The 25,613-nt window shown below is 65.5% G+C and carries 30 protein-coding genes; 10 read left to right on the forward strand and 20 right to left on the reverse strand.

Going from position 1 to position 25,613, the window contains the following annotated elements:
- Positions 1-58: 58 nt before the first annotated feature.
- From FNH09_RS18285 to FNH09_RS18335, 11 genes are all read right to left on the reverse strand, one after another.
- Positions 59-310 (reverse strand): SpdD protein, encoded by a 252-nt coding sequence (locus FNH09_RS18285; RefSeq protein WP_162468752.1) that lies wholly within the window; start codon positions 308-310, stop codon positions 59-61.
- A gap of 14 nt (positions 311-324) precedes the next feature.
- On the reverse strand, positions 325-519 hold the full coding sequence (locus tag FNH09_RS18290) for a hypothetical protein (RefSeq protein WP_152889184.1): 195 nt from the start codon (positions 517-519) through the stop codon (positions 325-327).
- Positions 520-529: 10 nt separating this feature from the next.
- Complete coding sequence (locus FNH09_RS18295) at positions 530-721, reverse strand: mobile element transfer protein (RefSeq protein WP_152889186.1); 192 nt, start codon at positions 719-721, stop codon at positions 530-532.
- Positions 721-927 (reverse strand): hypothetical protein, encoded by a 207-nt coding sequence (locus FNH09_RS18300; protein ID WP_152889188.1) that lies wholly within the window; start codon positions 925-927, stop codon positions 721-723. The genes FNH09_RS18295 and FNH09_RS18300 overlap by 1 nt, the downstream gene beginning before the upstream one ends.
- An 18-nt stretch (positions 928-945) precedes the next feature.
- Complete coding sequence (locus FNH09_RS18305; protein WP_152889190.1) at positions 946-1,563, reverse strand: DUF2637 domain-containing protein; 618 nt, start codon at positions 1,561-1,563, stop codon at positions 946-948.
- A complete protein-coding gene (locus tag FNH09_RS18310; RefSeq protein WP_152889191.1) occupies positions 1,563-1,769 on the reverse strand; it encodes a hypothetical protein in 207 nt (68 codons plus the stop codon). Before FNH09_RS18310 ends, FNH09_RS18305 begins: the two co-directional genes overlap by 1 nt.
- A 79-nt stretch (positions 1,770-1,848) precedes the next feature.
- Positions 1,849-3,231 (reverse strand): FtsK/SpoIIIE domain-containing protein, encoded by a 1,383-nt coding sequence (locus FNH09_RS18315; protein ID WP_162468753.1) that lies wholly within the window; start codon positions 3,229-3,231, stop codon positions 1,849-1,851.
- Between the two features lie 4 nt (positions 3,232-3,235).
- The gene (locus tag FNH09_RS18320; protein ID WP_162468754.1) at positions 3,236-3,586 is read right to left on the reverse strand and encodes an SCO3933 family regulatory protein; all 351 of its coding nucleotides are present in this window, start codon (positions 3,584-3,586) and stop codon (positions 3,236-3,238) included.
- Between the two features lie 124 nt (positions 3,587-3,710).
- Positions 3,711-4,439, reverse strand: coding sequence for a GntR family transcriptional regulator (locus tag FNH09_RS18325; protein ID WP_152889192.1), 729 nt, complete (start codon positions 4,437-4,439; stop codon positions 3,711-3,713).
- 89 nt (positions 4,440-4,528) lie between these two features.
- On the reverse strand, positions 4,529-4,966 hold the full coding sequence (locus FNH09_RS18330) for an ATP-binding protein (protein WP_152889193.1): 438 nt from the start codon (positions 4,964-4,966) through the stop codon (positions 4,529-4,531).
- Positions 4,967-5,247: 281 nt separating this feature from the next.
- Positions 5,248-5,988: a GntR family transcriptional regulator gene (locus FNH09_RS18335; RefSeq protein WP_152889194.1), complete on the reverse strand. Its 741-nt coding sequence runs from the start codon at positions 5,986-5,988 to the stop codon at positions 5,248-5,250.
- 81 nt (positions 5,989-6,069) lie between these two features.
- Between FNH09_RS18335 and FNH09_RS18340 the strand changes: the two genes are divergently transcribed.
- On the forward strand, positions 6,070-7,167 hold the full coding sequence (locus FNH09_RS18340) for a DUF1152 domain-containing protein (protein ID WP_152889195.1): 1,098 nt from the start codon (positions 6,070-6,072) through the stop codon (positions 7,165-7,167).
- A 30-nt stretch (positions 7,168-7,197) separates the two neighbouring features.
- Here the strand turns inward: FNH09_RS18340 and FNH09_RS18345 are convergent, their stop codons facing one another.
- The 4 genes from FNH09_RS18345 to FNH09_RS18360 all read right to left on the reverse strand — a co-directional run bounded on the left by FNH09_RS18345 (position 7,198) and on the right by FNH09_RS18360 (position 12,001).
- Entirely contained in the window at positions 7,198-7,830 is a 633-nt protein-coding gene (locus tag FNH09_RS18345; RefSeq protein ID WP_152889196.1) for a hypothetical protein, read from the reverse strand.
- Between the two features lie 492 nt (positions 7,831-8,322).
- Positions 8,323-9,402 (reverse strand): hypothetical protein, encoded by a 1,080-nt coding sequence (locus tag FNH09_RS18350; RefSeq protein WP_152889197.1) that lies wholly within the window; start codon positions 9,400-9,402, stop codon positions 8,323-8,325.
- Between the two features lie 11 nt (positions 9,403-9,413).
- Complete coding sequence (locus tag FNH09_RS18355) at positions 9,414-10,013, reverse strand: hypothetical protein (RefSeq protein WP_152889199.1); 600 nt, start codon at positions 10,011-10,013, stop codon at positions 9,414-9,416.
- Complete coding sequence (locus FNH09_RS18360) at positions 10,010-12,001, reverse strand: AAA family ATPase (protein WP_152889201.1); 1,992 nt, start codon at positions 11,999-12,001, stop codon at positions 10,010-10,012. Before FNH09_RS18360 ends, FNH09_RS18355 begins: the two co-directional genes overlap by 4 nt.
- Before the next feature lie 270 nt (positions 12,002-12,271).
- Here FNH09_RS18360 and FNH09_RS18365 point away from each other — a divergent pair, with 270 nt between their 5' ends.
- Complete coding sequence (locus tag FNH09_RS18365) at positions 12,272-13,603, forward strand: hypothetical protein (protein ID WP_152889203.1); 1,332 nt, start codon at positions 12,272-12,274, stop codon at positions 13,601-13,603.
- A 704-nt stretch (positions 13,604-14,307) separates the two neighbouring features.
- Here the strand turns inward: FNH09_RS18365 and FNH09_RS18370 are convergent.
- On the reverse strand, positions 14,308-14,601 hold the full coding sequence (locus FNH09_RS18370) for a hypothetical protein (RefSeq protein WP_152889205.1): 294 nt from the start codon (positions 14,599-14,601) through the stop codon (positions 14,308-14,310).
- A 142-nt stretch (positions 14,602-14,743) separates the two neighbouring features.
- On the opposite strand from FNH09_RS18370, the gene istA reads away from it, so the two are divergent.
- From istA to FNH09_RS18390, 4 genes are all read left to right on the forward strand, one after another.
- Complete coding sequence (gene istA / locus FNH09_RS18375; RefSeq protein ID WP_162468755.1) at positions 14,744-15,994, forward strand: IS21 family transposase; 1,251 nt, start codon at positions 14,744-14,746, stop codon at positions 15,992-15,994.
- Positions 15,994-16,800, forward strand: a complete 807-nt coding sequence (gene istB, locus FNH09_RS18380) for an IS21-like element helper ATPase IstB (RefSeq protein WP_152889207.1) — start codon at positions 15,994-15,996, stop codon at positions 16,798-16,800. The genes istA and istB overlap by 1 nt, the downstream gene beginning before the upstream one ends.
- A 746-nt stretch (positions 16,801-17,546) precedes the next feature.
- Positions 17,547-17,915: a hypothetical protein gene (locus FNH09_RS18385; protein ID WP_152889241.1), complete on the forward strand. Its 369-nt coding sequence runs from the start codon at positions 17,547-17,549 to the stop codon at positions 17,913-17,915.
- A 133-nt stretch (positions 17,916-18,048) separates the two neighbouring features.
- Positions 18,049-18,387: a hypothetical protein gene (locus FNH09_RS18390; RefSeq protein WP_152889209.1), complete on the forward strand. Its 339-nt coding sequence runs from the start codon at positions 18,049-18,051 to the stop codon at positions 18,385-18,387.
- Between the two features lie 117 nt (positions 18,388-18,504).
- Here the strand turns inward: FNH09_RS18390 and FNH09_RS18395 are convergent, their stop codons facing one another.
- From FNH09_RS18395 to FNH09_RS18405, 3 genes are all read right to left on the reverse strand, one after another.
- Positions 18,505-19,206 (reverse strand): type 1 glutamine amidotransferase domain-containing protein, encoded by a 702-nt coding sequence (locus tag FNH09_RS18395; protein WP_152889211.1) that lies wholly within the window; start codon positions 19,204-19,206, stop codon positions 18,505-18,507.
- Between the two features lie 191 nt (positions 19,207-19,397).
- A complete protein-coding gene (locus tag FNH09_RS18400; protein ID WP_338017608.1) occupies positions 19,398-20,333 on the reverse strand; it encodes a helix-turn-helix domain-containing protein in 936 nt (311 codons plus the stop codon).
- A gap of 8 nt (positions 20,334-20,341) precedes the next feature.
- Positions 20,342-21,157: a peptidoglycan-binding protein gene (locus tag FNH09_RS18405; RefSeq protein ID WP_202919695.1), complete on the reverse strand. Its 816-nt coding sequence runs from the start codon at positions 21,155-21,157 to the stop codon at positions 20,342-20,344.
- Positions 21,158-21,421: 264 nt separating this feature from the next.
- Between FNH09_RS18405 and FNH09_RS18410 the strand changes: the two genes are divergently transcribed.
- A complete protein-coding gene (locus tag FNH09_RS18410; RefSeq protein WP_152889217.1) occupies positions 21,422-21,865 on the forward strand; it encodes a peptidoglycan-binding domain-containing protein in 444 nt (147 codons plus the stop codon).
- Between the two features lie 114 nt (positions 21,866-21,979).
- On the opposite strand, the gene FNH09_RS18415 is transcribed toward FNH09_RS18410, so the two are convergent.
- On the reverse strand, positions 21,980-23,056 hold the full coding sequence (locus FNH09_RS18415; RefSeq protein ID WP_238426766.1) for a zinc-dependent alcohol dehydrogenase family protein: 1,077 nt from the start codon (positions 23,054-23,056) through the stop codon (positions 21,980-21,982).
- A gap of 213 nt (positions 23,057-23,269) precedes the next feature.
- On the opposite strand from FNH09_RS18415, the gene FNH09_RS18420 reads away from it, so the two are divergent.
- The 3 genes from FNH09_RS18420 to FNH09_RS18430 form a co-directional block, all read left to right on the forward strand.
- Positions 23,270-23,878 carry a hypothetical protein gene (locus FNH09_RS18420; protein WP_152889219.1) on the forward strand — a complete coding sequence of 203 codons (609 nt, stop codon included), beginning with the start codon at positions 23,270-23,272 and terminating at the stop codon, positions 23,876-23,878.
- 419 nt (positions 23,879-24,297) lie between these two features.
- Complete coding sequence (locus FNH09_RS18425) at positions 24,298-24,825, forward strand: hypothetical protein (RefSeq protein WP_152889222.1); 528 nt, start codon at positions 24,298-24,300, stop codon at positions 24,823-24,825.
- A 164-nt stretch (positions 24,826-24,989) separates the two neighbouring features.
- Positions 24,990-25,613, forward strand: a 624-nt coding sequence (locus FNH09_RS18430) for an acyltransferase family protein (protein WP_152889224.1), incomplete at its 3' end; no start/stop codon positions are given.

A 25,613-nucleotide genomic window follows, 5' to 3' on the forward strand; every position in this document is an offset into this window, starting at 1 on the left:
GAGGGACGGCCCCGGGGCGGCGGGATGCTTGGCGGCTTGTTGCCGCCCCGGCGGCCGGTCAGCGCTTGTTGGCGCCGGTGACGAGGGAGCGCAGGACTACGGCGGCGATGGCCACAGAGATGGCCGTGACGGCGACGGCCGCGAGGAGCGCAGTCAGGACGACTCCGACGACGACAACTGCGGCGAGCGCGCCCACGTAGGGGCTGAGGGAGTGGTGGCCGGCGGAGGGCGCCGGGGTGTGGGTGTGGTGGGTGCTGAGGGCGTTCGAGCTGGGCAGGGTCGGGACGTCGGGCAGCTTGGGGCGGAACACGGGTTGCCTCCTTCTCAGTCGTGGGTGCCGTTGACGACGTCGACGCCGGAGCGGGTGCCGGAGTCGATGGCCGGAGCGAGGAAGGTCCGGGAGAGCAGGAAGCCAAAGAGCGCGATCACGACGGCGATCCAGACGCGGACGCCGAGGAACTTGATCGCGGCCCAGGCGATGAGGCCCAGGACGAGGACGAGCGGCAGCGAGACGGTCATGGGAGCTCCCTCAGCGGGCGACGCAGCGGTGAGTCCGGGCGGAGAGTTCGGCGGCGGCCCGGCTGTCGTAGTCGGCGGAGAAGCCACAGCGCGGGGCGGTGCAGGCGGCGGTGTGCATCTCGCGGCCCCGGCCGTCGTAGTACGTGGCGACCTGGACGGGGCCGATGCGGACGACTCGGCGGAAGCGCGGGTTGGCGGGCATCAGTCGGTTCCCCTCTCGGTCTCTGCGGTCTCGTTCTCTCCGGTGAAGTCGGCGACGTGGTCGGCGAGCCAGCGCACGATCTCGTCACCCTCGTAGCTGTCGGCGGCGAGGATGACCGGCTCGGCGATCAACATGGCTTCGGTGAGGCGGTTCTGTCGGGTCAGCTCGGCGGCGCGGTTCAGCGCGCGGAGCGTGGACGGGCGCAAGGTGGGATGTCCTCCGGGTCAAACGAGTTGGGCGGCGATGGCCTCGGCGAGCGGCAGTGGGACGCCGAGGCGGACGCGCAGGGTTGTGGTGTCGATGGCCGTCCCGGTCCGGGTGTGGTGTTCGTGGGCGACCTTGCGGGCCAGGGCGACGAGGCCGGGCGGCACGGCGGGAGGAAGGGGTACAGCAGCGGGTAGCTCAGGGATCGGGGCGGCCGGCTCTTCCAGGTCGGGCGGGGTTGGCGTCGTATCCAGTTCCGGGTCCGGTGTCGTCGTAGGGCCGCGGTGGGCGAGCAGGGTTCCGCCGAGGAAGGCGACCGCGGGCCATCCGGCGACGAGGATCCGCAGCCAGGCGGGTACGTCTCCCAGGTCGAGGAGGCCGGCGGTCGCGACGTTGGCCCCGAGCGAGGCCGTCAGAGCAACGAGGAACCAGCACCAAGCGGCAGCTTTCGATCCGCCGGTACGGAGCCGGTGCCAGGCGGCGACGAGAAGCAGGTCGACCGAGACCGGATAGGCCCAGGCCTTCCAGCCGCTCTGCCCGGCAGCGGCGGCGAGGTCGTGGAGGTGGGCGAAGGACAGGGCCCCGGCAATGACGGCCTGGACCAGAACCGCGTCCGCGCGCAAGACGGGGCGGGACATCAGTACGGCTCGCCGGGGTAGTCCGGGCCGTCATCGGGGTCGTAGCCGGGCGGGAAGATGCCGGGCGGTGGCTCCGGGAGGGAGGCGGCCAGAGACACGCCCACGGCGTCGACGAAGGTCTCGTCGGCATCTGACGTGCCTGCGTACAGGGCGAGTTGTCCCAGCAGAACGACGGTTCGGGCGAAGTCCTCGCAGTCGGGGCACATGGTGGGTGCTCTCCTCCTTTCGGGCATGGCGGGGTAGGGACTTGACGCGATTGCGCGTGGAGTCAGGAGGTGGGTGGGGTTACTCGGCGACCGGCCGAGGGTGGCTCACGGGCCCGGCAGGCTTCACGGTCGGCGCGGGCGGGACGTAGGGCCGGAAAGGAGAGAGCGCCGGTACGTCGGGGGCGAGGTGAGCCGTGTCGCGGCAGGTGGCCGCGGCGGCGGCGAGCGAGATGTACGGGGTGCGGATGCGGGACCAGCCGCCGGAGGTGTCGCCAGCGACGGCGAGACCCGGGCGATCCGCGGGGATGGAACAGGCGGCGTACACGGCTTCCGGCGCGATGTCGCCGAGAGCCATCTTCGCGGAGGCTTCGTCGTTGACGCGGTGGGAGACGCGGCCGGTGAGCTGCGCGCGGAGCATGGTGGCGCCCTTGCCCAGCTCGGCGCCGAAGCGCTGACCGCAGACCTCCAGGTAGATGCCGGCCGCGCGGCCGAGCTGAGCGAGCCGGATGAGCTGGGTGACCATCTCGTCCCGTCGTTCCTCCTCCTTGCGCGTCGCGACGAGGAAGAGTTCCGCCACCTCGTCGACGAACAGCACGATGGGCGAGGGGCGTTCGTCTTCCGGTAGGCCCCAGATGTCGGAGGTGATCAGTTCGTCGGGGGTGCCGGGGGCGATGCCTTGCCGGGCTTTGATCAGGTCGTATCGGTCCTCCATTTCCTTCACGAGCACCGGCAGCAGCTCGGCCGCCTGCTCGGGGTCGGTTGCCAGGGCAGAGAGTCGGGCGGCGAACGGTGAGAGTTCGACGCCGCGCTTGCAGTCGACGCCGACCAGGACGACGGGCTGACCCGCCAGGCCAGAGATCAGGTTGCGCAGGTACATGGACTTGCCCGACAGCGTTGCGCCGAGGACGAGTTCGTGCGGCACGGCCCGGTAGTCACGGACGCACGCGGTCGCGTCCTCCCGCAGCGCCACCGGCACCCGTAAGAGATCGCCCTCGGTCCCGGTCCGGCGCGGCATCCGCACTTTGCGCAGGACGTCGAAGCCGACGAGCCTCAGTTCGACGACTCCGGGCTTGATGTCCCGTACGTACACGGCGTGGACGCCCCAGGCGTGCCGGAGACGTTCGGCCGAGGCCGCCACGTCCGCCGGCTCCTGGCCCGGGGCGAGCCTGAGCCGCATACGCAGACCGGTCGAGGTGGGCCGGATGATGCCCCGGCGGGGCGGTACCGGCCGGACCTCCCGTCGAGTGGTCGCCCTGATGGCCAGGGCCCGCCAGCGGGGAGGCGCAACGGTCAGACCGCAGGCGTCCATGGTCGAGGAGTACGAGCCCAGCAGCCGAGCCACGGAGACCGGCAGCCCGACCGTGGACCAGTACGCAGCGGGGTGAGCGTGCCGGAGGTAGGCCGCGCCGCCTATCGCAGCGAGCGACCCGCCGAGCTCCGCCACCGTCACCAGGTCCGTCACGCGATCAGCCCGCCTCGACCATCGAGAAGGCCCCCGGCATAACGGCCGTGGCCCGGTAGGCGATGCCGTGGCGCTGCTGGCCGTTGAACACGCTCTGCCAGGGGCGGGCCACAAGGCCCGGCAGCGCGATCGGAGCGCCGACGGTCAGCCCGTCCGCCACCCCGCTTTCGGGAATGGTGACCTGGATCAGGGCCGATTCGCCCTCGTCGATGTAGACGACGCCCACGGTCATCAGAGCCTCGCCGCTCACGGTGTCCTTGGCGATCTCACCGGTCTGCCGGTCTCGCACCTTCGGTGCCGGCGCCTCGGTGAGCAGGATCGTGGCGGACGAGGTGTCGATACGGATCACACGCACAGAGAGTTCTCCTTCTGAGATCGGTCAACCTGTCATCTGACAGGTTGACTTAGCAAGTTCGAAGTTAGAGTTGCCAGGTTGACTTGTCAAGTGCGATCGAGCGTCAACAGCCCTTGTTCTGGGCTCAGTTCAAGCGGTACGTGTCTTCAAGCTCCTGCCCATCGGCAGGAAGCAGCACGTCGGAAACCTGTAGCGCCTGGCCCGATGCATCGAAGGCGATGACCAGGACGCTGAGCACAGGAACCCCGTCGGCCAGGCCCAGAAGCTCAGCTTCGCCGACATCGGGCAACCGGGCAGAGACCCGCTCCGTCACATGGTCGAAGTGGACCTTCTTCCGCCCCTCCAGGTGCTCCCGGACCCCGACACCCAACGGCTCGGAGCTCCCGAGCTCGGTGTCGTCGACCAGGCCCGCGGGGAAGTACGACGAGACGAGCTCGACCGCCTCCCCCTCCTCCTCGACCAGGAAGCGGCGCATCAGGACTTCGGCTCGCTTCGGCAACCCGAGCACTGAGGCGACACGCGCCGGCACGGGCACGCGATCCACCGTGACCAGCCGCCCCGGAGTCTGCGACTCATCACGCTCCAGCGCTTCCCGCCCACGCCGGTTCTTCTGCTCGACGACGGCCAGCCGACCACGCACGATCGTGCCGAAGCCCTGCCGGGACTCCAGCCAGCCGTCCCGCTTCAGCAGCTCCAGAGCGCGGACCACGGTAGGCCGGGACATCCCGAACGCCTGGACCAACTGATTCTCACTGGGCACCCGAGTGCCGGGCGCGTACGTGCCATCCTCGATGCGGCGTTGGATCGTCTGGGCGAGGCGGACGTACTTAGGTGCCTCCACTTCATACGCCATGAATGCCGCCCGTCGAGATTGGCCAAGTCAACTGGTCAACCAGACTAGCGATAAATCCAATTACGCAATACCACGGCACCAAGTCCGCTTCAGTCGGGCCAGGCATCGGCCATCACGAAGGAGACGACAGTGCCGCCGAAACGGCTGGGCCCGCACCGCCAGGACTCCGCGACGGAGTCGACGAGCAGCAACCCACGCCCGTGTGCGTCATTCGCCTCGGGACGCCGCAGTCGCACGTTCGCCGGATACCCCGGATTGTGCACGTCGACGCGGAGCGAGGCCCCTTCACGGAACCACTCGACCCGGACGATCCACGGGTCGTCCGACCGGCCGTAGACGACGGCGTTGGTCACCAGCTCGGAGAGCATCAGCACGCAGTCGTCGACCGAGCAGGCCGGGTTGTACGGGGCGATGAACTTCCGGAACCAGCGCCGGGCCCGGGGTACGGACTCCGCGACGGGGTGCAAGGTCATCGCACCGAGCCGCGGTGAGTCCGCAGAGGGATAGCGGTCGATCGTGTAGCCCATCCGCGTTCACTCCCTGCCGCTGCCGTCGCAGTCGAGGCAGCGCCGTTTCGATGTGGGACGGACACGGTCATTGACGGTGGAGAGTGCCAGGTCCGTACGGGAGCCGACTCGCTTCCAGCCGCGCCCACGACATCCCCGGCAAGGTAAGTGCGCGCCCTGATCCGGCCGCCGACTCGTCACGCCGTGCCCCCTTCATGAAGTGGCCTTAGCCACTTACTGGATAGTGGCATTAGCCACCTGTGGGATGCAAGCGGTTCGCCGAAATGGCGAACCGGCAGCCGTCAGGTGAGGGGGTAGCCCTGCTCGAACGCCCAGCGGTGCGGCGGGTAGGTGGCCTCGGCGAACTCCAACGGCCGGTCCTGGAGGTCGAACACCACATGGTGCACGATCAAGACAGCCGACCCTGAGTCCAGTTGGAGGTCTTGCGCCTCCTCATCCGTCGCCTGTCGAGCACACATGCGGTCCTCGGCGTAACTCCCCTGCCGTCCCGTCATGTTCTCGACGTACATCAAGGTGCCTTCTTGGATCCGCTCAGGTTCCAGGAGCTTGGGCGCCCGCTGCCCGACGTCCGGCGCGAACCACGAAGTGGACAGAGTGATGGGCCCGTCCTGGTTGTTGGTCACGCGCCGGCGGTGCACGGCCCGACGATCCTTGACCAGGCCCAGCGCCTCAGCGACGTGATCCGGAGCCTCCAGCCAGCCCGCCGAGGTGATCACCGCATACTCGCCAGAGGTGTAGATCTTCCCGGTCTGCCGCGCCCGTCCGTACAACTCTCGTGCCCGCCGGTTGACTTCAAGGCTGCGCACGTACGTGCCCGACCCCTGCCGCTTCTCGACGAGCCCCTGATGGCTCAGCGCCTCCAGAGACCGCGCGGCCGTCGGCCGGGACACCTTCCAGGTGGCCGCGAGTTGCCGTTCCGAGGGGACCTCGTCCCCCGGCCGCAGGTCACCCCGAAGGATCTGATCGCGGATGAAGTGAGCGATCTGGAGATACTTCGGCTGCGCCTCCTCGATCTGAGGCATGTCCCCTCCTCGTTCAAGTGGCTATGGCCTCTAGCCACTATAGGGTGAGTGGCCAGGGGTCGAACCCGTAATGTGGGGCGCATGACGCGGTTGATCGTCGCAGCAGGAGGAGGGGGCGACGCAGTCGCCGCCGCAATGCTTGACGCCGCTCTGTACGGCGACGAGCCCGACCATGCAGTGATCCTCACGTACGCGTGGGACCGCTTGCTGATCGATCCAGTACCGGGTCCACGAGGCCCCGACAACTTCACGGGCCTCGCCCCCGTGACCCCCGCAGTCTGGTCGGTACCGGCCGGCGCCCGCCCGATCGCTCCAGCGGGATCCACCCTCCCCCGCCTCGCGGCAGAGCTCCCGCACACCTTCACTCTGATCGACCCCCGCCATGGCGCCGAGGGCATCACCCGCCAACTGGAAGAACTGATCGGCCACTTCAAGCCGACCACGATCGACCTGCTGGACGTGGGCGGCGACATCCTCGCGCGAGGCGACGAGCCGACGCTCAAGAGCCCTCTTGCCGACGCTCTGACGCTGGCAGCGTGCTGCCAGGTAGACGCTCCCATCCGGCTACTGGTCGCCGGCCCCGGCCTGGACGGCGAAGTCCCCGTCGACGACATACGCAGCCTGTTCGGTGCACTCGTCCACAGGTTCACCGCGGAAAACACGGAGCCGGTCAGCTCGGTCCTGGAATGGCACCCCTCCGAGGCAACCGGGATGCTCGCCGCAACAGCGCGAGGAGTCCGAGGCATCTGCGAAGTCAGGGACGCCGGCCTCCCCATCCCGCTCACAGACGAGGGCCCGACAGTCCACGAAGTGGACCTGGACGACGCCCTGAGCCGCAACGAACTGGCTCGCGCGGTCATGGCCAGCACCACTCTGGACCAGGTGGAGGAACTGAGCCGCGAGATCTGCGGCTCCTCCGAAATCGACTACGAGCGCAACAAGTCGCTTTGGCTCAAGGAGCAACAGTCGACGAGCCTCGACCCCGAATCGGTCTTCCGCCAACTCTCCCGGTTCGAGGTAGAGGCCCGAAGCCACGGAGTCACTCACACGACGTTCCGCCACCTCACCGAGGCCTTGAACCTCGACGGCTCACAACGCGATGACCTGCGCCAACTGCTCATCAACAGCCGACCGGAGCGATACACAGCCCCACTGTGGCACATCGCAGCCGCCACCTAAGTCGCAGAGACGGCACGCTCACTCGGCTGGTTACGGCTGAGGCGTGTCCGCATTGGGATCGCCAGCCTTGCGCATCAGTTCGCGCATCCTTTGGTTGAACAACGCGCTTAGCGGCTCCTTGTCTACGTCCACACCGTCATCCGGGACAAAATCCCAGTCATAACCGACGCTGCCAGGTCTGCCGCGTTGCTGGAGCACCCTAACGCCACGCCCGTCTCCGAACTCGATCCGGTGCTCCGCCACGGTTCGGTCCGGCACACGTGCTTTAAGCGCAGGCCCGAACAGCGCCACCGCGTTTCGCCCCACCGGCATAAGGGCAACTGTCGTACCGTCCCAGAGACGGATCTTGACCAGCCGCGCCAGTCGGTCAGCGGCATACACCGTGCTGGCGACGAGATCAGCAGGGTCAGGACGTTCCTTGAAGTCCACGTCTGATATCTCTCTGACCGGGAGCCGGTCAGTGCCGCCACCGCGCTGGATGAGGTACAGCGCCCTGTCAGAGAGAGCGACATGAACTCGCGGGCCACGGCCGCTCAGGATCTGGAATAGATCGGAGCCGCCTTGGCAGATGTCGACCTCCAGAACGATCTCGCCGGGTTCCATGAACGGTGCGAGTCTGCGTTGCGCGCGGGCCACAGCCCGCTCCTTGAACCTGAGAAGCACCAGGTGAATGTAGCTCCGAAGCGTTGGCACGGCGAGCAGATGCGCAAATCTCGTGGTCCAGTCTTAACGACGGCAAGTCCTATGCATCAATCCCTACTTGACCAGGAACCGCCTACACGCGCCAGAGGCCACGTGAGTAACAACCTTCTTCACGGGTTCAAGGCGGCTCGCTCCGCTCCCCGCGCGCGGCCCGGCCCCCGGCCGGGCCTGCGCTCCTGTCTCCGCCCCGCTCCAGCCCGGCCGGCGCCCGTGCCGCGCTCTTGACGATCAGCCGCCTGATGCCAGAGAAGGGGTACGTCGTGGCTGGGGCGGTCGGTTCCGCGGCTTTACGCAGCCACTTTGGCGCGAGCCTCGAAGATCATGGCCCCAACGTCGTGCTTTACCGGGCAGGTCCACAGACTGCCCGACGCGCCGGAAGCTTACGGGGCCATGATCACTCGCGCCAAAGCAGCTCCAGCCCAAAGCCGCTCCACCGACCTGAAGCGACTACTCCTACGCCCGACTAGGGCTCGAAGCTCTGCCAATTCGAGGCTCACAGAAGCAACGAATTGGATCGGCTATGTCACTTCGCCCCAATAGGTCACGATCGAAGACTATGTGGGCATCCTGATATTTCCATGCATCCTGATAGGAGAGCGTGCGACTATCAGCTTTCACCCGAGCCCTACGACCATCGAAAATGAACAAGAATCCGCGACGGTCATATGTGGCAGCTCGATCCCTGGTCCGATCCAGGTATTCGGCTATTTGACGCAAACCCTCATGGGCCCGACTTTCAGTATGCCTTCCCGTTATCCGCGGCTTATCACCCAGAACTCCACTGAGTCCCAACCACTTGATTTCGATTAGGCCGATCCTGTTTGAATTCTCCCACTTCACTTCGATGTCTACAGGATTGCGGTCATCGACGTTACTTTCGGGCCGAATATCCGGATTTCCCTCGCGGAGGCTGCTCACCAAATGCTGAACGAGCGAATCGCGCATCGTACTTTCGGGTGCAGCTTTCCACATGATTCGGTCTTCCTCGCGCCACAAGTCAGCCAATATGCGACATTGGCTAGGCCTCGCGAGCTTTAGAGCATAATGCTCTAGGCAATCAGCAAGGTCGTCGAATTTCGAAATTCCAAAAATTCGCGCGAATCCAACAGAGGGTGGCACGTCGCCGAGCTCACCGTTTACCCAGAACTCTTCAACCCTACCTGGAACATAGTGGTAGACAACGGCGTCGTGGGCCAATTCGGCTGGTTCGTATTTCTCTTTCCAGACCCAAAAATCCCCGCCCTCACCAACTTCGACGGTCAAAACACCATCATTGTGGAGCGCGAGTCTTCCAGCGTCTGTAACCTTGTACGCCTGGTCGTGGTCGAGCGGCTTCTTATCAACATTCGTTCGATAGAAAACCGTCAGAGCCACATTGATCGACTCGTAATCGACCGCCCGGTGAATTTCCTTCAGCCTGGGAAGAAAATTACGCAAGATGACCGGCGCTGATTGCCCAAGGCTTTCAGAGGCTACATGAATGTAGTGCCCTCTGGCCATTTCGGCAAGTCGTTCCTTGTCAGCCTCGTTCACGCTACCCCCTCCTAGCGCTCTACTTTAGTAGCCTGCTCCAATAGGAAACTGAGCCAGACTACGGCCGGCACCATGTAGTCAGGAATATCGCTACCCAGAGTGGCTTTAAGCACAGAAAATTGATCATAAACCTGCTTCAAGTTGGCGTCCTCAAGTAGCTCTTGGGGGACGTCCAACTCAACTGCACGAGCCAGGTGCGGCTCACGAGAAACACCCTCTTCAACGGAAGATACCGGCATGGCGGCTGACGCCCCTGTGGCCCCCCGCAGATAGGGCACACGATCCGAAAACCGCCCCAGACTCATCCAAAGCTCCAACTCCTTCTTACCAGTTGGAGTCAGCCTGAATTTCTCCTCGTCAGCCGCGAGTAGGCGTTTCGATTTCAACCACTCCACGGCATTATAGAGCTCCATACTCCAGGGTGAAGAAGCAGGAGTCGATAGGAACTTGTAGCCCCAACTCGCTACGGGCTTCTTGTCATAGAGACCCAAAAGGCAGGCGAGGTAGATAAAGATCTGAACGGCGCTGAGGGTAACTTCTTCGCCCTCCCTAGAGAGTTCCGATGCAACAAAGAGCGCGTCGAAAGAAGCCTCAGGTGCGGCCTGACTCAAAACATTCTCCCATCCAAGCTAGCCTGAATAGCGGCATACGACTGATCGAAGAGCTCCTCAGCTTGAGCCTGCACCTCGCTCAGAATTGACCAATTGGTCATACGCTCTACATGCATCGTCTCTCGCCCACAGACCCGCGCCAGCTCCAAAACCAACCTGTTGGAATTAAGGTTCGCAGTCATAATGAGCCTATTGTCGCGACGGACAAATGCCCCAAACATTTCCCCTGCTCGACTTTCGTATGCGATGTCGAGGGATCCTTCAGGTGTATCAATGAGAAGGCAAGCCGGCGAGCGCCCACCTAGCATGTGCTCGGTCAAGGCCATCCGTAGAGCTATGTCAATAAAATAGCGTTGGCTTTCGGAGAGAGCATCTTGCTCGCGACGAGTCTGCCCATTGACTGTCACGATAAGGAGTGGCCCGCGGGCACGCTGCTCGAGGCGACAATGGAGATCCATTCCAAGGAAAGCGCGAGCCAAACTCTGGAAGCGTGGCAGGAACTCAGTCTCAGCCTCTGCATAGGCTTCGGCCAGTTCTTGCGCTATGGGAGCAACGAGGGCTTGGTATTCGTCGCGCTTTTCTCGGAACTTATCGCGACGCTCCTCAGCGCTCCTCTGCTCTGCTTCCAATTGCTTAATAACGTCTGAAAGACCAGAGTTCGCAGTCTTGTTCCGGATCCATTCAGAGTTATCCTCCTCGAACTCACTGAGGACTCGAGTAGATTCGCGAAGCTCCTCCTGCGCTTCGGTCAGTCGCCCCGTTGCCCTCTCAAGATCCTCCTGAGCAGACTTGAGATGCGTGCTGCTTTCCTGGAGTTGCTGATCGAGCTCCCTCAAGGTGTCGAAATCTTCGTCACCCTCTTGCTCGGCCACGTGGCTGCGGCACAAAGGGCACTGCTGAGAAGCTAGCAGATCAGTGACTACCTTGATGTCAGTAACGCCCGAGGTGCCACAGACGCCACACTCCTGCTCGTGCAGCAGTCGCAGGAGTAGCGGATGATCGCTCATGCCGCTCTCTGGATTCAGGCGATCATTGAAAACGCGGTTGTACTGAATCGTGAGCGCATGATGATCAGCAGCCGCAATTCCGACGGCCAGGCGTGCGTCCTTCTCTTGCGCGACCCTTCTATCAACGACCTCCGCACAGCGGTCTCGAACCTCTGTCAGTCGTCGCTGCTTCTCTTCCAAGTCTTCGTTGTACTCAATAGGAGAACCGCTTCTCTGTAGCAAGTCACGGATCTGCGACCTAGCGGACGTAGCTTGATACTGTGCGTTTCTCGCTTGAGACTCCAAGCGGTCTGCTTTCCTCTGCCACTCCCCCGCTGCATCTGCTCGAGCCGTGTCTAGCCCAAATGCAAGGAAGAGGGAAAAGCGAGTGACTTCTGGATCCCAGAAGAGCAGATGCCGTCGCTCATCAAATGTTACGAGGAAGTGTTGGATGTAGACCAGCTGATCGAACTTCGCTAGACCGCAATGTTGCACGGCGTTGGCCTCGAAGATTTCAAGAAGCTCCTCACCCTCCGCGCCTTCATCAACATCGACCGACCGCTCTACCTGTACCTCGGGGCCTTGGATTCTCAGGTACTTGAGTTCGCCAAGCTGAAAAAATCCGCGAGTGAGCTTGTAGTCATGAGAGCCGATACTGAACTCGATAGTTACATCGGCGATGTCACGGTCTGCCGCAGAAATTCGACCACTGAAATAGTCCGGAGTGTTGTTCACTGCGCGTTTTTTATACTCAGCAAGCGACTGCACCTTGGGGTCAGGGTGAGCGACTGCGCCCGTCAGTGAGTAGTTCAAAATGGCCAAGAATGTCGACTTGCCAAGACCGTTGGCCCCAGACAAGCAAAAAACGTCCTTGTCGAAAGCAACTACATTCTGACTACGGTTTCTGTAAAGAGAAAAATGAGAAATCGTAAGCCGCTTGACTTGCGGCAACACGATCCCGCGCGAGCCCTCGCTCATCGCACCTCCCTGATGGGCCGTCATGAGGCCGTACTGTAGTAGCGCAACGTCACACCCGCTAGGTAGACTCCCGCATCCAGACGAGGCTTCAACCACCGCCAGCTGACATGTGACTGACGCACTCACGTGCTGAGCGCTCCTGTTCTACAACAGAGAGCGCGCTTTGTGATACCGTTCCGCAGTTGTGTGGCTCACGCTTGCCTTGCGGCCTCGCCCATCGTGTCCGTCACCTGCGCGACCAACGGAGCCGCGCTCACAGATCTGATGAGCCACGAGGACCCACGAGGAGTACCCATGGCTCAGGCCGGCGCGAGCGCGCTGACCTCTCACTACCGCCACTTGCAAGGTAGCTGGAAGGTATCCAGCAGCGCCCAATACCAGCGTCTCGTGGTGCCCAATGGAAATGCCTCACAGCCATTTCATCGCTGGTTTCATCTAAAAGAGGCCTACTCTTCGCAGCTGCTGTCTCAACTTATGGCCGACAGCGCTTACGTTCCGACCGAAAATCTGGCTGTCTTCGATCCGTATAGCGGCAGCGGCACGACCTTGTTGAGTGCCTTGGATATGGCTACGCGCCATGAAGTTCCGGCTCGAGTTATAGGCATCGAGAGAAACCCCTTCCTCTGGGAACTTTCTCGCGCCAAAGTCTACGGCAGAATCCACGGTCGAGAAGCAGCTAAGGCGTTCGACGTAGCTCTAGATTCCGTGACCGATGCGTTTCACGATGTCAGCAAGGAATCACTGCCTCTTCCCGATCAGAGTACTCTCCGGAACGAGACATACTTTCCGAGGAAGAACGTACAGGATCTGGTCGCCATCCGGAGTTCCATTGATGCGTGCACCAACGGTGAAATTCGCTCTCTCCTTAGAGTTTGTCTCGCCGCAGCAGTAGAGAGCTGTGGGCGCTTGCGTAGAGACGGTCGCGCCCTACGATTCGCCCCTAACCGGCATCCGAAGGACGCTTGGAGCTCATTTAACGAACGTGCGGCCGCCGTGCTCCAAGACCTCCTTCTCTGTGAGCCAGTTGAAAGTTCCGGAGAAGTGCTTTTCGGTGACGGTAGAGAAGGCGTCAGTGAAGCAACAGGATTTGACTGGATCGTCTTCTCTCCGCCTTACCCGAATAACATTGATTATACCGAAGTATACAAAACTGAGGCGTGGATGCTGGGCTGCTACGAGACCTCCGCTGAAATGCGTGCACAAAGGCAGCTAACGGTGCGCAGCCACCCCAGCATCCGATTTAATCAAGACTATGCATTTTTGAACAGCAGCGTATCCCGAGAAGTTCAATCTGCGATCGACCCCATTTTGGAATCAGTCCCTGCTGATCGCTATAGCTCCGGTCGTGTGGAGCTCATAAAAGGATATGCAGATGACATGCTTCTAACCTTGCAGAAATGCAGGCAGAACATTGCCTCCGACGGATATCTGGCCTTCATCGTCGGGAACTCGGCACATGGCGCGGGAGACGAATCATTCGTTATTGCAGCAGATGTCCTAATGGGTAACCTGGCCGAACTGGCCGGCTGGCGAGTCGAAGAGGTGCGAGTCGCAAGGCAACTCAGTCGCCGAACTTCCGACAATGAGTTTCTTCGAGAGAGCGTGGTCCTTCTAAGGCCGGCGTAAACCGCACCTCAGCGTCTGCCGAACTTGGTTTCACAGTGGGGGTGAGGAAGACCCCCAATCACAGCCTGAGCACTGGTGGCTTCGATCCGTGGACCATCTGTGGACGGCGCCACTCTGTCAGGCTGGTTGCCGCTCTCTGATCAGTGAGTACGCAGCGAGTGGCAACCCCCTCCGGAGCCGTGTGCGCAGGTTCGAATCCTGCCGGGGGCACTCGCCTAGGAACAGCACAGATCATGCGCTGACCAGGGCGGATGCCGAGCGAAGAGAGCGGGAGTCAGTCCCACTGACTCCCGCTCTCTTCTCGTTCCCTCTCACTGGTCACGCGCTGGCTGCGATACACGTGACCCGCCTCCGGCACACTCGTCAGCCGTGGGGCGTGGCGCCAGGCCGTGCCAGCCGCGGTGAGGAGGGTGGGATGAACAATGAGTGGGAATGGGTGAAGAGAATACCGTCCTGGCGCGCTCCTGATGCTTTCCGCTCCCTGCGGAAGAGGCCGGTTCAGGCAGCGCGGAGCCGGCCCGCTGAAGTCCGCCGGCTCGCGACACAGGGCCGTCGCATGGCGACGCCCACCGTAGGGCGAGCCGCCTGTGGGCCCACCGACGACGACCAGTAACAGCCGCCCGGCTGCCAACGACGAACGGTGACCCAAACCGCCAGCTCACCGGCGAGGCGCGCGATGACGTCGCAGCTCGCCGGAGGGGCATTCAATGCCAGCAGTAGCTGTAGTAGGAGCCGAGCGCGGCTATGGCCTCCGGGCCAAGCTCCGGATGCCGCTCGCTCATGATCGCCTCCGCTGTCCGAGTCCCTGCCACCAGGTCCTCGCCAGGGGACGGCAGTGCCATCACCTCTGTCACCAGCACTTCCAGCCGGGGTCGAAGTTCTGCGGCGGCAGACCCGAATTCCCGTTCAAGGCTGTTGGGGTCCAGATGCGGGAAACCGTGAGGTTCGCGCGTGACGAATACCCGCACGGCCTGGCTGAGCAAGTCATCGACGGGCATGGGCATGAGCCTAGTACTCCGGTGCGACTTCCTGATCCAGCCAGTGCTCTTGTCGGCGACGGCTGAAAAGTGGACCAGTGGCGGCGCTTGAAAGTTGACCCCCTCCAGGGGTCTGGCTCGTTGAGTCAGGCCGGGAGGAGTGGTGATCAGCGTGGAGGACTGGGCGGAGATCCGTCGGCTTCACCGGGCCGAGCAGATGCCGGTGCGGGCGATCGCGAGGAAGCTGGGGATTGCGAGGAACACGGTCCGCAGGGCGATCGCGGATGATGCGCCGCCGAAGTATCAGCGGGCGCCGAAAGGATCGATCGTGGATGCGGTCGAGCCGCAGATCCGTGAACTGCTCGAGCAATGGCCGGAGATGCCAGCGACGGTGATCGACGAGCGGATCGGCTGGGACCGCGGTCTGACGGTGCTCAAGGACCGGGTCAGGGACCTGCGGCCGGCCTACCGGCCCGCGGATCCGGCTTCGCGGACGGTCTATGAGCCGGGCGAGATCGGCCAGTGCGACCTGTGGTTCCCACCCGCCGACATCCCGCTCGGCTTCGGCCAGGTCGGACGCCCGCCGGTGCTGGTCGTGGTCGCGGGCTACTCGCGGTGGATCAGTGCCCGGATGCTGCCCTCCAGGTCGGCAGCCGACCTGATCGCCGGGCACTGGCGGCTGCTGACTGAGCTGGGCGCTGTCCCACGGGTTCTGGTCTGGGACAACGAGGGAGCCGTCGGCTCCTGGCGGCCCGGCGGCCCTCAACTGACCGACGACTTCGCCGCGTTCGCCGGACTACTGGGAGTCAAGTTCCTGCTCTGCAGGCCACGGGACCCGGAAGCCAAAGGCCTGGTCGAGCGGGCCAACGGCTATCTGGAGACGTCGTTCCTGCCCGGGCGGGTGTTCACTTCACCGGCCGACTTCAACATCCAGCTTGCCGCCTGGCTGGCCAGGGCGAACCGGCGTATCCACCGCACCTTGCAGGCCCGCCCTTCCGACCGGCTGGAAGCCGACCGGTCCCGGATGCTGGCCCTGCCGCCGATCGCGCCGCCGGGCTGGTGGAAGGCCTCGCTGCGGCTGCCCCGGGACCACTACGTCCGTCTGGACACCTGTGACTACTCGGTGCATCCGCTGGCCGTCGGCCGTCGCATCGAGGTCGCAGCCGACCTGGATCAGGTCCTGGTGACCTGCGACGGCGTCGAGGTCGCCCGCCATGCCCGCAGCTGGGCCCGCCACCAGACCATCACCGATCCGGACCACGCGGCCGCTGCCGCGGCCGCCCGCAAGAAGGCGGCCGGCACGAAGCCGGCGCCTGCGGATGTGACGGAGGTCGAGGAGCGGTCACTGGAGACCTACGACCGGATCTTCGGCGTGATCGACGGCGGGCTGGCAACGAGTGAAGGGGCGGCGTGATGAGCATGAAGAACGGCACGAACCAGGCCCGGACCAGCCTCGACGTCGGATCCGAACTGATCTATCTCACCAAGGCCTTGAAGGCCCCGGCTCTGCGGGACGCGGCAGCACGGCTCGCCGAGCGGGCCCGCGACGAGGGCTGGAGCCACGAGGAGTATCTCGCCGCCTGCCTGCAACGAGAAGTCGCCGCCCGCGACTCCCACGGCGCCGAAGGACGCATCCGGGCGGCCCGTTTCCCCTCCCGCAAGTCTCTGGAGGACTTCGACTTCGACCACCAGCGGTCCGTGAAACGTGAGGTCATCGCCCATCTGGGGACGCTGGACTTCGTCGTCGGGAAGAAAAATGTGATCTTCCTGGGGCCGCCCGGCACCGGCAAGACCCACCTCGCCACCGGGCTTGGCATCCGGGCCTGCCAGGCCGGCCACCGGGTCGCCTTCGCCACCGCCGCCCAGTGGGTCACCCGCCTCGCAGAAGCCCACCAAGCAGGAAGGCTCAGCGACGAGTTGACCCGCCTGGGCCGGATCCCCCTGATCGTGGTCGACGAGGTGGGCTATATCCCCTTCGAACCTGAGGCCGCGAACCTGTTCTTCCAGTTCATCTCGGGCCGCTACGAACGCGCGAGCGTGATCGTGACCAGCAACAAGCCCTTCGGACGCTGGGGCGAGGTCTTCGGCGACGACACCGTCGCCGCCGCAATGATCGACCGACTCGTCCACCACGCCGAGGTGATCTCGCTGAAGGGCGACAGCTACCGCATGCGCGGCCGCGATCTCGGACGGGTTCCCGCGGCCAACACCGGGGAATGACCAACATCAACTGACGCAGTGGGGGTTACTTTTCACCCGTCGAATCTGGTTCACGATTCGCGCGTCGCTGACATGCTCTGACCGCATGGGTTCGCAGGGTTCAGGCAGGTGGAGGCGGTCCTGCGCCGACGACCGTGCCGGTCCAACAGTCCGGTTGATCGGATGCGTGCCAGAGGACCTCAAGCCGTCGGCAGGTGAATTCCTCTGCCTTCTGGAGGAGGGCCGTCTGCGCGATGTCCGGCCCGGACGAGGACAGAGGATCGACGAGTGCGCCATCCGCGATGCCGACTGGTCCGGTGAAGTAGACGGCGTACCGCCATCTGTCTGGGGTTCGGTACAGGACGAGGTGCGTCGGTGTCCCGAGAGTGCGCCAGTACGGCTGCCGGTTGCCTGCCATGCCGGCACGGTACTGCTCCGGGTCGGGCTCACCGCTCGTGCGGCGTGGTCGATGGCCGCCCACCCCGGCGGATGCCTTCTCGCTGCGCCCGTGGCCATCGCGCGGTCTTCAGGAGTCCATATGACCCCTGACGATCACGCGTTGGCCGTTCCCATCCTCGCGTGGGCCCGGCACTGCATCGCGCGGGCCGACCGGATGGGGACTACGCGCTTTCGCCCGAGGCGGCTGCTCCCCCGTCAATCCCTTTGCGTGGCTGAACAGGGCGCCCCTAGCGTGCAAGTGCAGAGGAACAGGATCGGTACGACCGTGCAGCGCGCCACACGAATGAGGAGCAACCGCCGTGGGAATCATGGTCTCGGTCAGGGGCTGGCTGCAGTGTGACCACGGACAGCTGGCCCAGATCAAGGAGATCGTGGAAGCAGACGATCCGAAGCGCACCTACAGCGGGGGCTGGGCGTTCCCCGCTCGGCAGTACAACAACATCAAGTGGGCCTTCTACGGGGGTGACATCCGCGCGGTGTCGCTCGGCTGGTTCGAGGAGAGGTTGCGTCAGATCGCCCAGATCCCGGCCTCCTACCCGGATGACGAGTACGACGAGAGGCCCCGTGGGCTGTTTCTGCTCAGCCACGACGTCGACGGCATGGGCGAGTGGAGAGTCTGCGACGGCGGCCTGGTGATCGGCCTCCCGCAGGGGGATCACCACTACCTCGACGCGTAGCCAGTGCTTCGACCGTGAAGGTTCGCGGGCTTGTGTGTGGCGCGGTGCTCTGCACTGACTGGTCAGGGGGAGCGGTTTCGGTGGGAACATCGGCGCGGAGCCGAAGATCGGTTCGAGAGGGAGAGCCACGTCGATGACTTCACAGCCGGACGATTTCGTCGCGGTCCAGTTGCTCGCCATCCTCAATGACGCCGATGCGCCCGAGGGGGACCAGCTCGACGCTGCCATGGACCTGGAGGACCACTCGGGAGCCTGGTTCGAACAGGAAATCTTCGAGATCCTTCGGCGGGAGCGGTTCGAGAGCGTCCTGGCCCAGGTCTGCGCGGAGTCACTCGCCGGCATCTGGGCCCGTCAGAGCAGGATCGACCAAGGCTTCTTCCCGGAGCTTCACGGCCCGGCCCTGCGAGAGGTCCTGGGCATCCTCGGAGCCCGTGCCCCGCATCTGATCCCGGCAGGAACCGGGGAAGACTGAAGATCCTTCCTGCGGCAGCCACCCGTCGCCCATGGGTGAGAAGTCGCCCGTAGCCGGGCTCGGCCCGAGAGGTTCTCGGTACCAGAGGTTCTCGGCACGAGGGGTTCTGGGGCGTGGTCAGGCTGTGGCCAGTTGCTTCAGGACCGCTTGTGCCACTCCCCTGGCGCTGCCGGGGTTCTGGCCCGTGATCAGTAGTCCGTCCTCCACCACGTACGACTCGAAGGGCTTGTCGGCCGTGCTGTAGTCGGCCCCGAGTTCCTTCAGTCTCTCCTGAAGGTTGTAGGGAACGGCGTCCGCCCGGTTCGCCAGCTCCTCTTCGGGCCAGGAGAAGCCCGTGACCCTCCTCCCCTTCACGAGGGGATCGCCGTTGCTCAGCATGACGTTGAGCAGGCCCGTCCCGCCGTGGCAGACCGTGGACACGACGCGTCCCGATTCGTAGAACCGTGCCATCAGTTCTTCCAGCTCAGGGGTCTGCGGAAAGTCGTACATCACTCCGTGTCCACCCGTGAGGTAGATCGCGTCGTAGTCGTCGAGATGCACGTTGGAGATCTTCCGGGTGTCCTCCAGGAGATCCATGAACGCCCGGTCCCGGTAGCGCTTTTCGGTGCCGAGTTCCGCCAGGACCTCATGGGAGAGACTCTCGGGATCCAGCGGGATCCTGCCGCCCTGCGGACTGGCGATGTCCATGGTGTAGCCGCCCTCGGCAGCCACGTCCCAGAAGTGGGTCAGCTCGCCGAGCCACAGCCCCGTACGCATGCCGACTTTCTCGTACTCGCCGACGTTGGTGACGATGACCAGGATCTTCTTCGTCGCTGTCATGATCCCTTCTCTCGCTCCAGTCGTGTGTTCACCTACCGAACGACGCCTTGACATGAAAAAGCCGTGGCATTGATCTTCGTTCCGCGGTCAGAGCGAGGTCGCTCGCTGAACTCCGCCTGCTCATTGCCTGAGGGTGGACGTCAGGGAGATCCCGAAAACAACGGTAGACCGATCGATGTGGCACAGCAAAGTCAGGCCCCGGGCATGCCGAAGGCTCCTGGGGCGTCCCGGCCCACCCTGGCCTCGAAGCACTCCTGGCCGCTGCCCGCCGCGGGAAAGAAGCAGGCCCGGACCGAGGTGCCAGGGCGGGTCACCGTCATGGGGGTGTAGACGTAGCCGTCCGCGTCGGCGCGGGTCTCGACCCGGGCTCCGCGCGTCCGGCCGGCGCCCCCGGTCGCCGTGACCTCGATCCGGTCGTGGATCCGCGTGCCCCACATACGGGCCCAACTCGTGCCGCACACCGCGCTGTGGCGCAGCTGTATCGAGGCTCCGGTGCCGGTCACGTGCTCGGCGAGCGTCTCCGGTACGGCGGCGCACCTCATGTCCAGCGGGTTCTGCCCTTCGCACGCGGCTGCCCGGCAGTGCGGGCCGGTGGCGGACGGGGTCGCCTTCGGTCGTGGGGTGTGCCTCTGGTGAGGGAGGAGGACCAGGGCCAGGGTGACGGCCCCGAACACCACCGCGCACACCGATGCGACGATCGCCGCGGCCGTCGCGATCCGATGCCCGGCGCGCGCGAGCCCTTCCCGCGCAGGCCCTTCCCGCGCAAGTCCGACCTGCGCAAGTCCGACCTGTGCATGCGCTTCCTGCGCGAGAGCAGGAGCAGCAGTCCGGGGCGTTGGCGGTTGGGGCGGCGCGGATGGCTCGGGCTGCGTCCGTTCCTTCGGCCGGCCGTTGCTCTCCGACTTCGCGATCTCCCACAGGGCCAGGCACCGCGCGTCCGGTTCGCCCGCGAGGCGGCACAGTTCCTGGATCGCCGGGCGCGGCGGCAGAGACCTGCCGTTGAGATAGCGCTCCCAGGACGACTTGCTGTACGTGGTCTTGGCCGCGAGGGCCGCCAGGCTGAGGCCCGTGCGTTCCCTCGACTCCCTCAGTGCCGCGGCCAGCCGCTCGCCTCCCGGGGACGGCACTCGCCGCGTCATCCTCGCAGGGCCTTCCAGGTGAGTGGTCCGATCATGCCGTCCGCTGCCAGACCGGACCGTTTCTGCATGGCCCTGACCGCGCGCTGCGTCAGGGGACCGAACATCCCGTCGATGCCTCCCGGCGAGATACCCGCCCTGCGCAGGAGGCACTGCGCCTCGGCCACCTCGGGGCCGCCGTTGCCGTAGGAGAGTTCGGTGTTCCGGGTGCGGCTGATGCCCGCGTACCAGAGACCGTCGATCTGCTGGATCCTGCACGTGTACACGGGATTCGGTGCGGACCCCGAGGCGGCGGCCGGGACGGAGGAAGCCGCCGACGGTCCGCCCTCGTCGGCGCTGACACGCAGGGCCAGCAGGACGGTCGAGGAGACGGCCAGCACCAGGGCGACCGCTCCCGCCCCGATCGCGATGCGCATCGAACGGCTGAGGGCAGGCGTGGTTCCGGCTGCGGGCGTCGAGGTGTCCGACACCGCCTGAGCCTCGGATCGCGTCGGCCCCTCCGGCGAAGGTGAAGGGGAAGGGGAAGGGGAAGGGGTGGGCGTACAGCCCTTGTTCCAAGTGTCGGTGGCCACTTCGTGCAGCGCCAGCAGGCGGACCGGATCAGTGTCGCTGATCCGGGCCAGTGCCTCGACGGCCGCTCGGGGCGGCAGCGACCTGCCGCCCAGATACCGCTCCCACGACTTCTGGCTGTAGCCCGTCCGCGCGGCCAGCTGCCGCATGCTCAGTTCGCCGTGGTCCTTCAGCCGGAGCAACTGCTCCGCCAACTGCTCTGCGTGCAAGTTCGGTTCGGCGGACAGCGCTGTGCGGCGCGGCATGTTTCCCCCAGACGCGGTCATGGTCATGATGAGAGCCCCCCGGCTGCGTCGCATTCTGCATGAGCGGTACGACGTCTGTCACAGCCGTCCCACCGCACCGTCCCGATGAACGGGGTTCGCGCAGGTCAGCGCGCCTGACGTCCCAAGTAGCCGTCACTTGGGCGGAGTTGGTGGCAGCGATTGCCGACCGCCCCGCACTCTCGTGTCGTCACCGGCTCGTCCGACGGGCCAGGTGTTCGCTCACGATTCGAAAGAGGACCCCCCATGCGATCGCACGTCCTGGCCAGGACCATCGTCAGTCTCACCGCCGTCGCCGGCATCGCCGCCGGAAGCCTGGCGGTCGCGGGCACCAGCTACGCGGCTTCCGCGCCGACCGCCCAGTCGGTGGTGGCCGCCCCCGCCGCCGCGACCTCGACGGAGAACTTCGGCCTGACCACCGCCGAGGCCATCAACGTCCAGACCTTCCTGGCGGGCGACTGGAACTACACCGGCAAGCTCGACGGCCAGCTGGGCACCGAGAGCTGGAAGGCGTTCCAGCGCTGCCTCAAGAAGTACTGGGGCTACACGGGCAACATCGACGGCGACCCCGGCAGCAACACGATCATGGCGCTCCAGCGGCTCCTCAAGGACTCCTACGGCTACACCGGCAAGATCGACGGCATTGCCGGGACCGAGACCCGCGCGGCCTTCAAGCGGTTCGCCGCCTGACGTACCTCGCCATGACTGCGGCCCGCCCTCCCCGGGAACCGGAAACCGGACACCGGAAGGAGGGCGGGTCGCGGTGCGTCGAATGCCCGACCCAGCCACCCCGGACACCTCGTCCTACCTGTCTCCGTCGTGCTCGCCTCCCTCGAAGACGAAGAGCGGCTTGGCGCCGCGGGCCGGGGTTTCGGCCAGTGCGAGGGCTTCGGTGAAGCGTTCCAGTGGGAACGGGCGGCCCTCGGGGATGGTCAGTACGCCGTCGGTGACGAGGGCGCGTACCTCGGACAGGGCGTCCAGGGCGTCCGCGGGTGAGGTGGTGCCGAACCAGCGGTTCAGCCAGAAGCCGCGGACCGTTTTGGTCTCGTAGATGACCGAGCGCGCCGGAAGCGGGATCGTCAGGGCTGCCGGGTCGGTCTGCCGGTGGGTGGAGAGCGCGCCGTAGACCACGAGCTCGCCTCCCGGAGCCAGTGCCTGGGACACCTGGGCGCCCACGTCGCCCGCGACGCAGTCGAGGGCCTTGTGCACGCCGGTCGCTCCGGCGATCTCGGCCACGCGCTGCACCAGGTCCTCGTCCGCCGTGCAGATGACCTCGTCGCCGCCGAGCGTCTTGATCTCCTCGACGGCGTCGCGCCGCCGGACCACGTTGATCGTGCGAATGCCCAGATGCCTGGCCAGTTGGATGACGAGCCGGCCGACGGTGGAGCCCGCGGCCGTCTGCAACAGCCACTCCCCCGGCTGGGCGTCGAGTTCGCGGGCCACCAGGAGCAGCGCGGTCAACGGGTTGACGGCGAGTTGGCAGGCGTCGGAGTCGCTCAGCCGGCCGGGCACCGGAAGGAGCCTTCGTGCGTCCGCGACCAGGTATTCCTGCCAGGTGCCGGCCACCTGCGGCCCGGGTACCGCCGGGATCGCGGCGTGCACCACGCGCTCGCCGATCCGCAGCCCCTCGGTGTCCGGGCCGAGGGCCTCGATACGGCCCACGCACTCCATGTGGCCCCCGACGGCGGGAAACTCCGGGGAGAAACCGTAGCGGCCACGCAGCACATGCAGATCGCTGGCGTGCACCGGGGTCGCCTTCACATGGATCAAGGCCTGGCCGAAGTCCGGTGTGGGGACGGGCCGGGATTCCAGGCGCAGGACCTCGCTCGGCTCGCCGACCTGATCGGCCACGAGCGCGTTCATGGACTGTGGCATGGGCATGGAATCTCTCCTTCAGCCGCGCTCGGCGTCCGTCGCCCGGAAACATCCGCTTCATCCTTTTCGTCATTATCCAGCCGCTCCGCCGGCGGGCCGACTCCAGCGACCGGCCCCGTATGCGTCCACGTGCGCCCCGGGGGGTGGGAATCGCACAGGTTCTCGGTCACAGTGGACGTGCTCGGCCGCGGGGAGGCCGTGGCGGGGGGAGGTGGACCGATGACGGAACCAGGTCTGTTCGAGCTGGAAGCCGTCGTGGTGGGGCAGCCGAAGCGTTCCTGGTGGCGCAGATACTCGGGCCCCGACCTGACCGTGTCCTCCCTGGAGGGGATCCCGCTCGCCCTGGTCGCGCACATCGACGACACGCTCTCCCTCCTCTCGGAGGTTTCCGGTGAGGACGTCGTCCGGATCGAGAGGCGTACGCGGTTCGGGCCGTTCGAGCAGTTCGCGCCGACGTCGTTCCACTTCGTCGACGCGGCGGGCCACGAGGTCGGGACCGCCGGTACCCGCGGACTCGTCAAGACCCGGCAGTTGAGCCTCAGTACGGAGCAGGGGCGCCGGCTCTTCCTCACCCGGCGGGGAAACCTGGGCCTCGAATGGCGCCTCACGGAGACGGAGACGGATCTGGAGGAGAGTCCGGATCAGAGTCCGGCGCCGGAGCCTCTCGGCCGGGTCACGGCGAGCACCGTCGACAGGTGGGTCGGGTTGCAGCAGTACGTCGTCGAGTTGGGCTCCGGCCTGGGCGTCTCGGAGCGGCTGACCGTCGTCGCCTCGGTCGTCTGCCTGCATCTGCTCCGTCGGCCTCCGGGTGGCGGCGGGCCTGCTTGAGGTGGAGGCGCGAGGTCGCCGTGCGCACTCTCGCGCTCACCGAGCGGATCGGGCCGTCCGTCTCGTCCTCGACAAGGTCATTACAGCGAAGGGCAGTTGGGCACTCGATCGGCCCCGCGCCGCGCATGCGCCGACATCTGTGCGGAGTCCGGCTCCGGTGGACATGCCCGACAGGGCGTCGGAGCATGGAGGAGAGGGACAGCACACCGGTTCGCCTGTGACCGCGTGGCCGACGTGCCCTGGACGCATGCGGTGGCCTCCGAGCCCCGGGCAGTGTGCCCACGCGCATCCCGGTTCGTACGTACCCCGGTTCGTACGTAACCCGGTTCGCGTGCATTCCGGTTCGTACGTATTCACCCTCGTCCCCGGGGCCGCCACCGCACCCGGCGTGCCCTTTCCCGTTCTGGGAGGAATGAACGATGATCCGCACCCGCCGTCTCGCGCTGCTCGCCCCGATGGTCCTGTCGGCACTGGCCCTCGGGCCGGCCGTCACCGCTCACGGAGCGACGGGGCAGGCACCCGACCGCGCCCCGACAAAGGCCAGGTGTCTCCTCACGCAGGACACCGCCAACTCGAAGCCGGACAATCCGAGGTTCACCCTCTCCGCATCCGGTTTTAGGTCCAACACGGTGACGTTCGCCGGTGGCGGCGGCGGTGGCGCGGCGACGACCACGAACGGGTCCTTCACCGTCAGCAATCTCGGGGCCGGCCGCTACCAGGCCTTCGGCAACATGGACGGCAGGGTGAACTGCGGCCGCACGCCCGAGGTCCCGAACGATCAGCGGGACGCCAAGGCCCAGTACAAGCAGGGGTTCACCGACGGCTTCAACGCGATCAAGGAGAGCTGTAGCGCGCCGATGCTGAAGAGCTTCACCGCGGTGAACCCGAACTACGCGGAAGGCTTCAAGGACGGGGCGGCACTGGCTGCCGACAAGTTCTGCGACTAGCAGTGGCGGACATGTCCTCGGTGTGTGCCGGTCTTGTCGACCGTGGCCCGGTTCGGGCCACGGTCGGCTTTCCCGCCCGCGGATGGTGTCGTGGCGGCCACGGATTGGGTGCGACCGGGGCTCCTCGCCGTAAGCCCTTTCCCTCGCGGGCAACATGACGGTCCATGAGCGATGGACGGCTGGGTGACGGCAGGGACCGGTACGTCGACTTCCTGCGGGCGTGGGCCATTGTCCTTGTCGTGGGCGGCCATTGGCTGATCACGGCGCTGGTCCGCGAACCGGACGGGGAGATCCGTGCGCCCGAGTTGCTGGCCACCGTCCCCTGGACGCAGTGGCTGACCCTGGCGTTCCAGATCATGCCGCTGTTCTTCCTGGCCGGAGGGTACGCGGCGAGCGGCTCCTGGGGACGGGCCCGGGCGGCGGGCGGGACCGTCGGGTGGTGGGTGCGGCAGCGGGTGTTGCGGTTGCTGTTGCCGGCCGCGGTCTACAGCGCCGTGGTGTTGTGCGCTCTGGGGGTCTGCGAGGCCGTCGGGGTGGACGGGGGCACGCTCGCGCTCGTGGGGTGGGCGATGGCCATGCAGTTCTGGTTCCTGCCCGTGTATCTGCTTCTCAGCGCCCTCACGCCGGTGCTGCACGCGGCGCATCGACGGTGGGGGCCGCTGGTGCCCTTGGGCCTTGGGGCGACGGCTGTGGTGGCCGACGTGCTGGCGGTCGGGCTTCACGTGCCGGTGGTCGGGCTGCTCGACTATCTGCTGGTGTGGGGTGTGGCGTATCAGCTCGGGTTCTGC

Origin of the sequence: Streptomyces adustus (assembly GCF_009377175.1) — a bacterium.
In the GTDB taxonomy this organism is placed as follows: Bacteria; Actinomycetota; Actinomycetes; order Streptomycetales; family Streptomycetaceae; genus Streptomyces; species Streptomyces adustus.

Bases quoted from the DNA above. Each gene is read 5' to 3' on its own strand.
- FNH09_RS18290 (WP_152889184.1), bottom strand. From the start codon at position 519: ATGACCGTCTCGCTGCCGCTCGTCCTCGTCCTGGGCCTCATCGCCTGG.
- FNH09_RS18295 (WP_152889186.1), bottom strand. From the start codon at position 721: ATGCCCGCCAACCCGCGCTTCCGCCGAGTCGTCCGCATCGGCCCCGTC.
- FNH09_RS18305 (WP_152889190.1), bottom strand. From the start codon at position 1,563: ATGTCCCGCCCCGTCTTGCGCGCGGACGCGGTTCTGGTCCAGGCCGTC.
- FNH09_RS18310 (WP_152889191.1), bottom strand. From the start codon at position 1,769: ATGTGCCCCGACTGCGAGGACTTCGCCCGAACCGTCGTTCTGCTGGGA.
- FNH09_RS18325 (WP_152889192.1), bottom strand. From the start codon at position 4,439: ATGGCGTATGAAGTGGAGGCACCTAAGTACGTCCGCCTCGCCCAGACG.
- FNH09_RS18330 (WP_152889193.1), bottom strand. From the start codon at position 4,966: ATGGGCTACACGATCGACCGCTATCCCTCTGCGGACTCACCGCGGCTC.
- FNH09_RS18335 (WP_152889194.1), bottom strand. From the start codon at position 5,988: ATGCCTCAGATCGAGGAGGCGCAGCCGAAGTATCTCCAGATCGCTCAC.
- FNH09_RS18340 (WP_152889195.1), top strand. From the start codon at position 6,070: ATGACGCGGTTGATCGTCGCAGCAGGAGGAGGGGGCGACGCAGTCGCC.
- FNH09_RS18360 (WP_152889201.1), bottom strand. From the start codon at position 12,001: ATGACGGCCCATCAGGGAGGTGCGATGAGCGAGGGCTCGCGCGGGATC.
- FNH09_RS18365 (WP_152889203.1), top strand. From the start codon at position 12,272: ATGGCTCAGGCCGGCGCGAGCGCGCTGACCTCTCACTACCGCCACTTG.
- FNH09_RS18370 (WP_152889205.1), bottom strand. From the start codon at position 14,601: ATGCCCGTCGATGACTTGCTCAGCCAGGCCGTGCGGGTATTCGTCACG.
- istB (WP_152889207.1), top strand. From the start codon at position 15,994: ATGAGCATGAAGAACGGCACGAACCAGGCCCGGACCAGCCTCGACGTC.
- FNH09_RS18385 (WP_152889241.1), top strand. From the start codon at position 17,547: ATGGTCTCGGTCAGGGGCTGGCTGCAGTGTGACCACGGACAGCTGGCC.
- FNH09_RS18390 (WP_152889209.1), top strand. From the start codon at position 18,049: ATGACTTCACAGCCGGACGATTTCGTCGCGGTCCAGTTGCTCGCCATC.
- FNH09_RS18395 (WP_152889211.1), bottom strand. From the start codon at position 19,206: ATGACAGCGACGAAGAAGATCCTGGTCATCGTCACCAACGTCGGCGAG.
- FNH09_RS18405 (WP_202919695.1), bottom strand. From the start codon at position 21,157: ATGCCGCGCCGCACAGCGCTGTCCGCCGAACCGAACTTGCACGCAGAG.
- FNH09_RS18410 (WP_152889217.1), top strand. From the start codon at position 21,422: ATGCGATCGCACGTCCTGGCCAGGACCATCGTCAGTCTCACCGCCGTC.
- FNH09_RS18415 (WP_238426766.1), bottom strand. From the start codon at position 23,056: ATGCCCATGCCACAGTCCATGAACGCGCTCGTGGCCGATCAGGTCGGC.
- FNH09_RS18420 (WP_152889219.1), top strand. From the start codon at position 23,270: ATGACGGAACCAGGTCTGTTCGAGCTGGAAGCCGTCGTGGTGGGGCAG.
- FNH09_RS18425 (WP_152889222.1), top strand. From the start codon at position 24,298: ATGATCCGCACCCGCCGTCTCGCGCTGCTCGCCCCGATGGTCCTGTCG.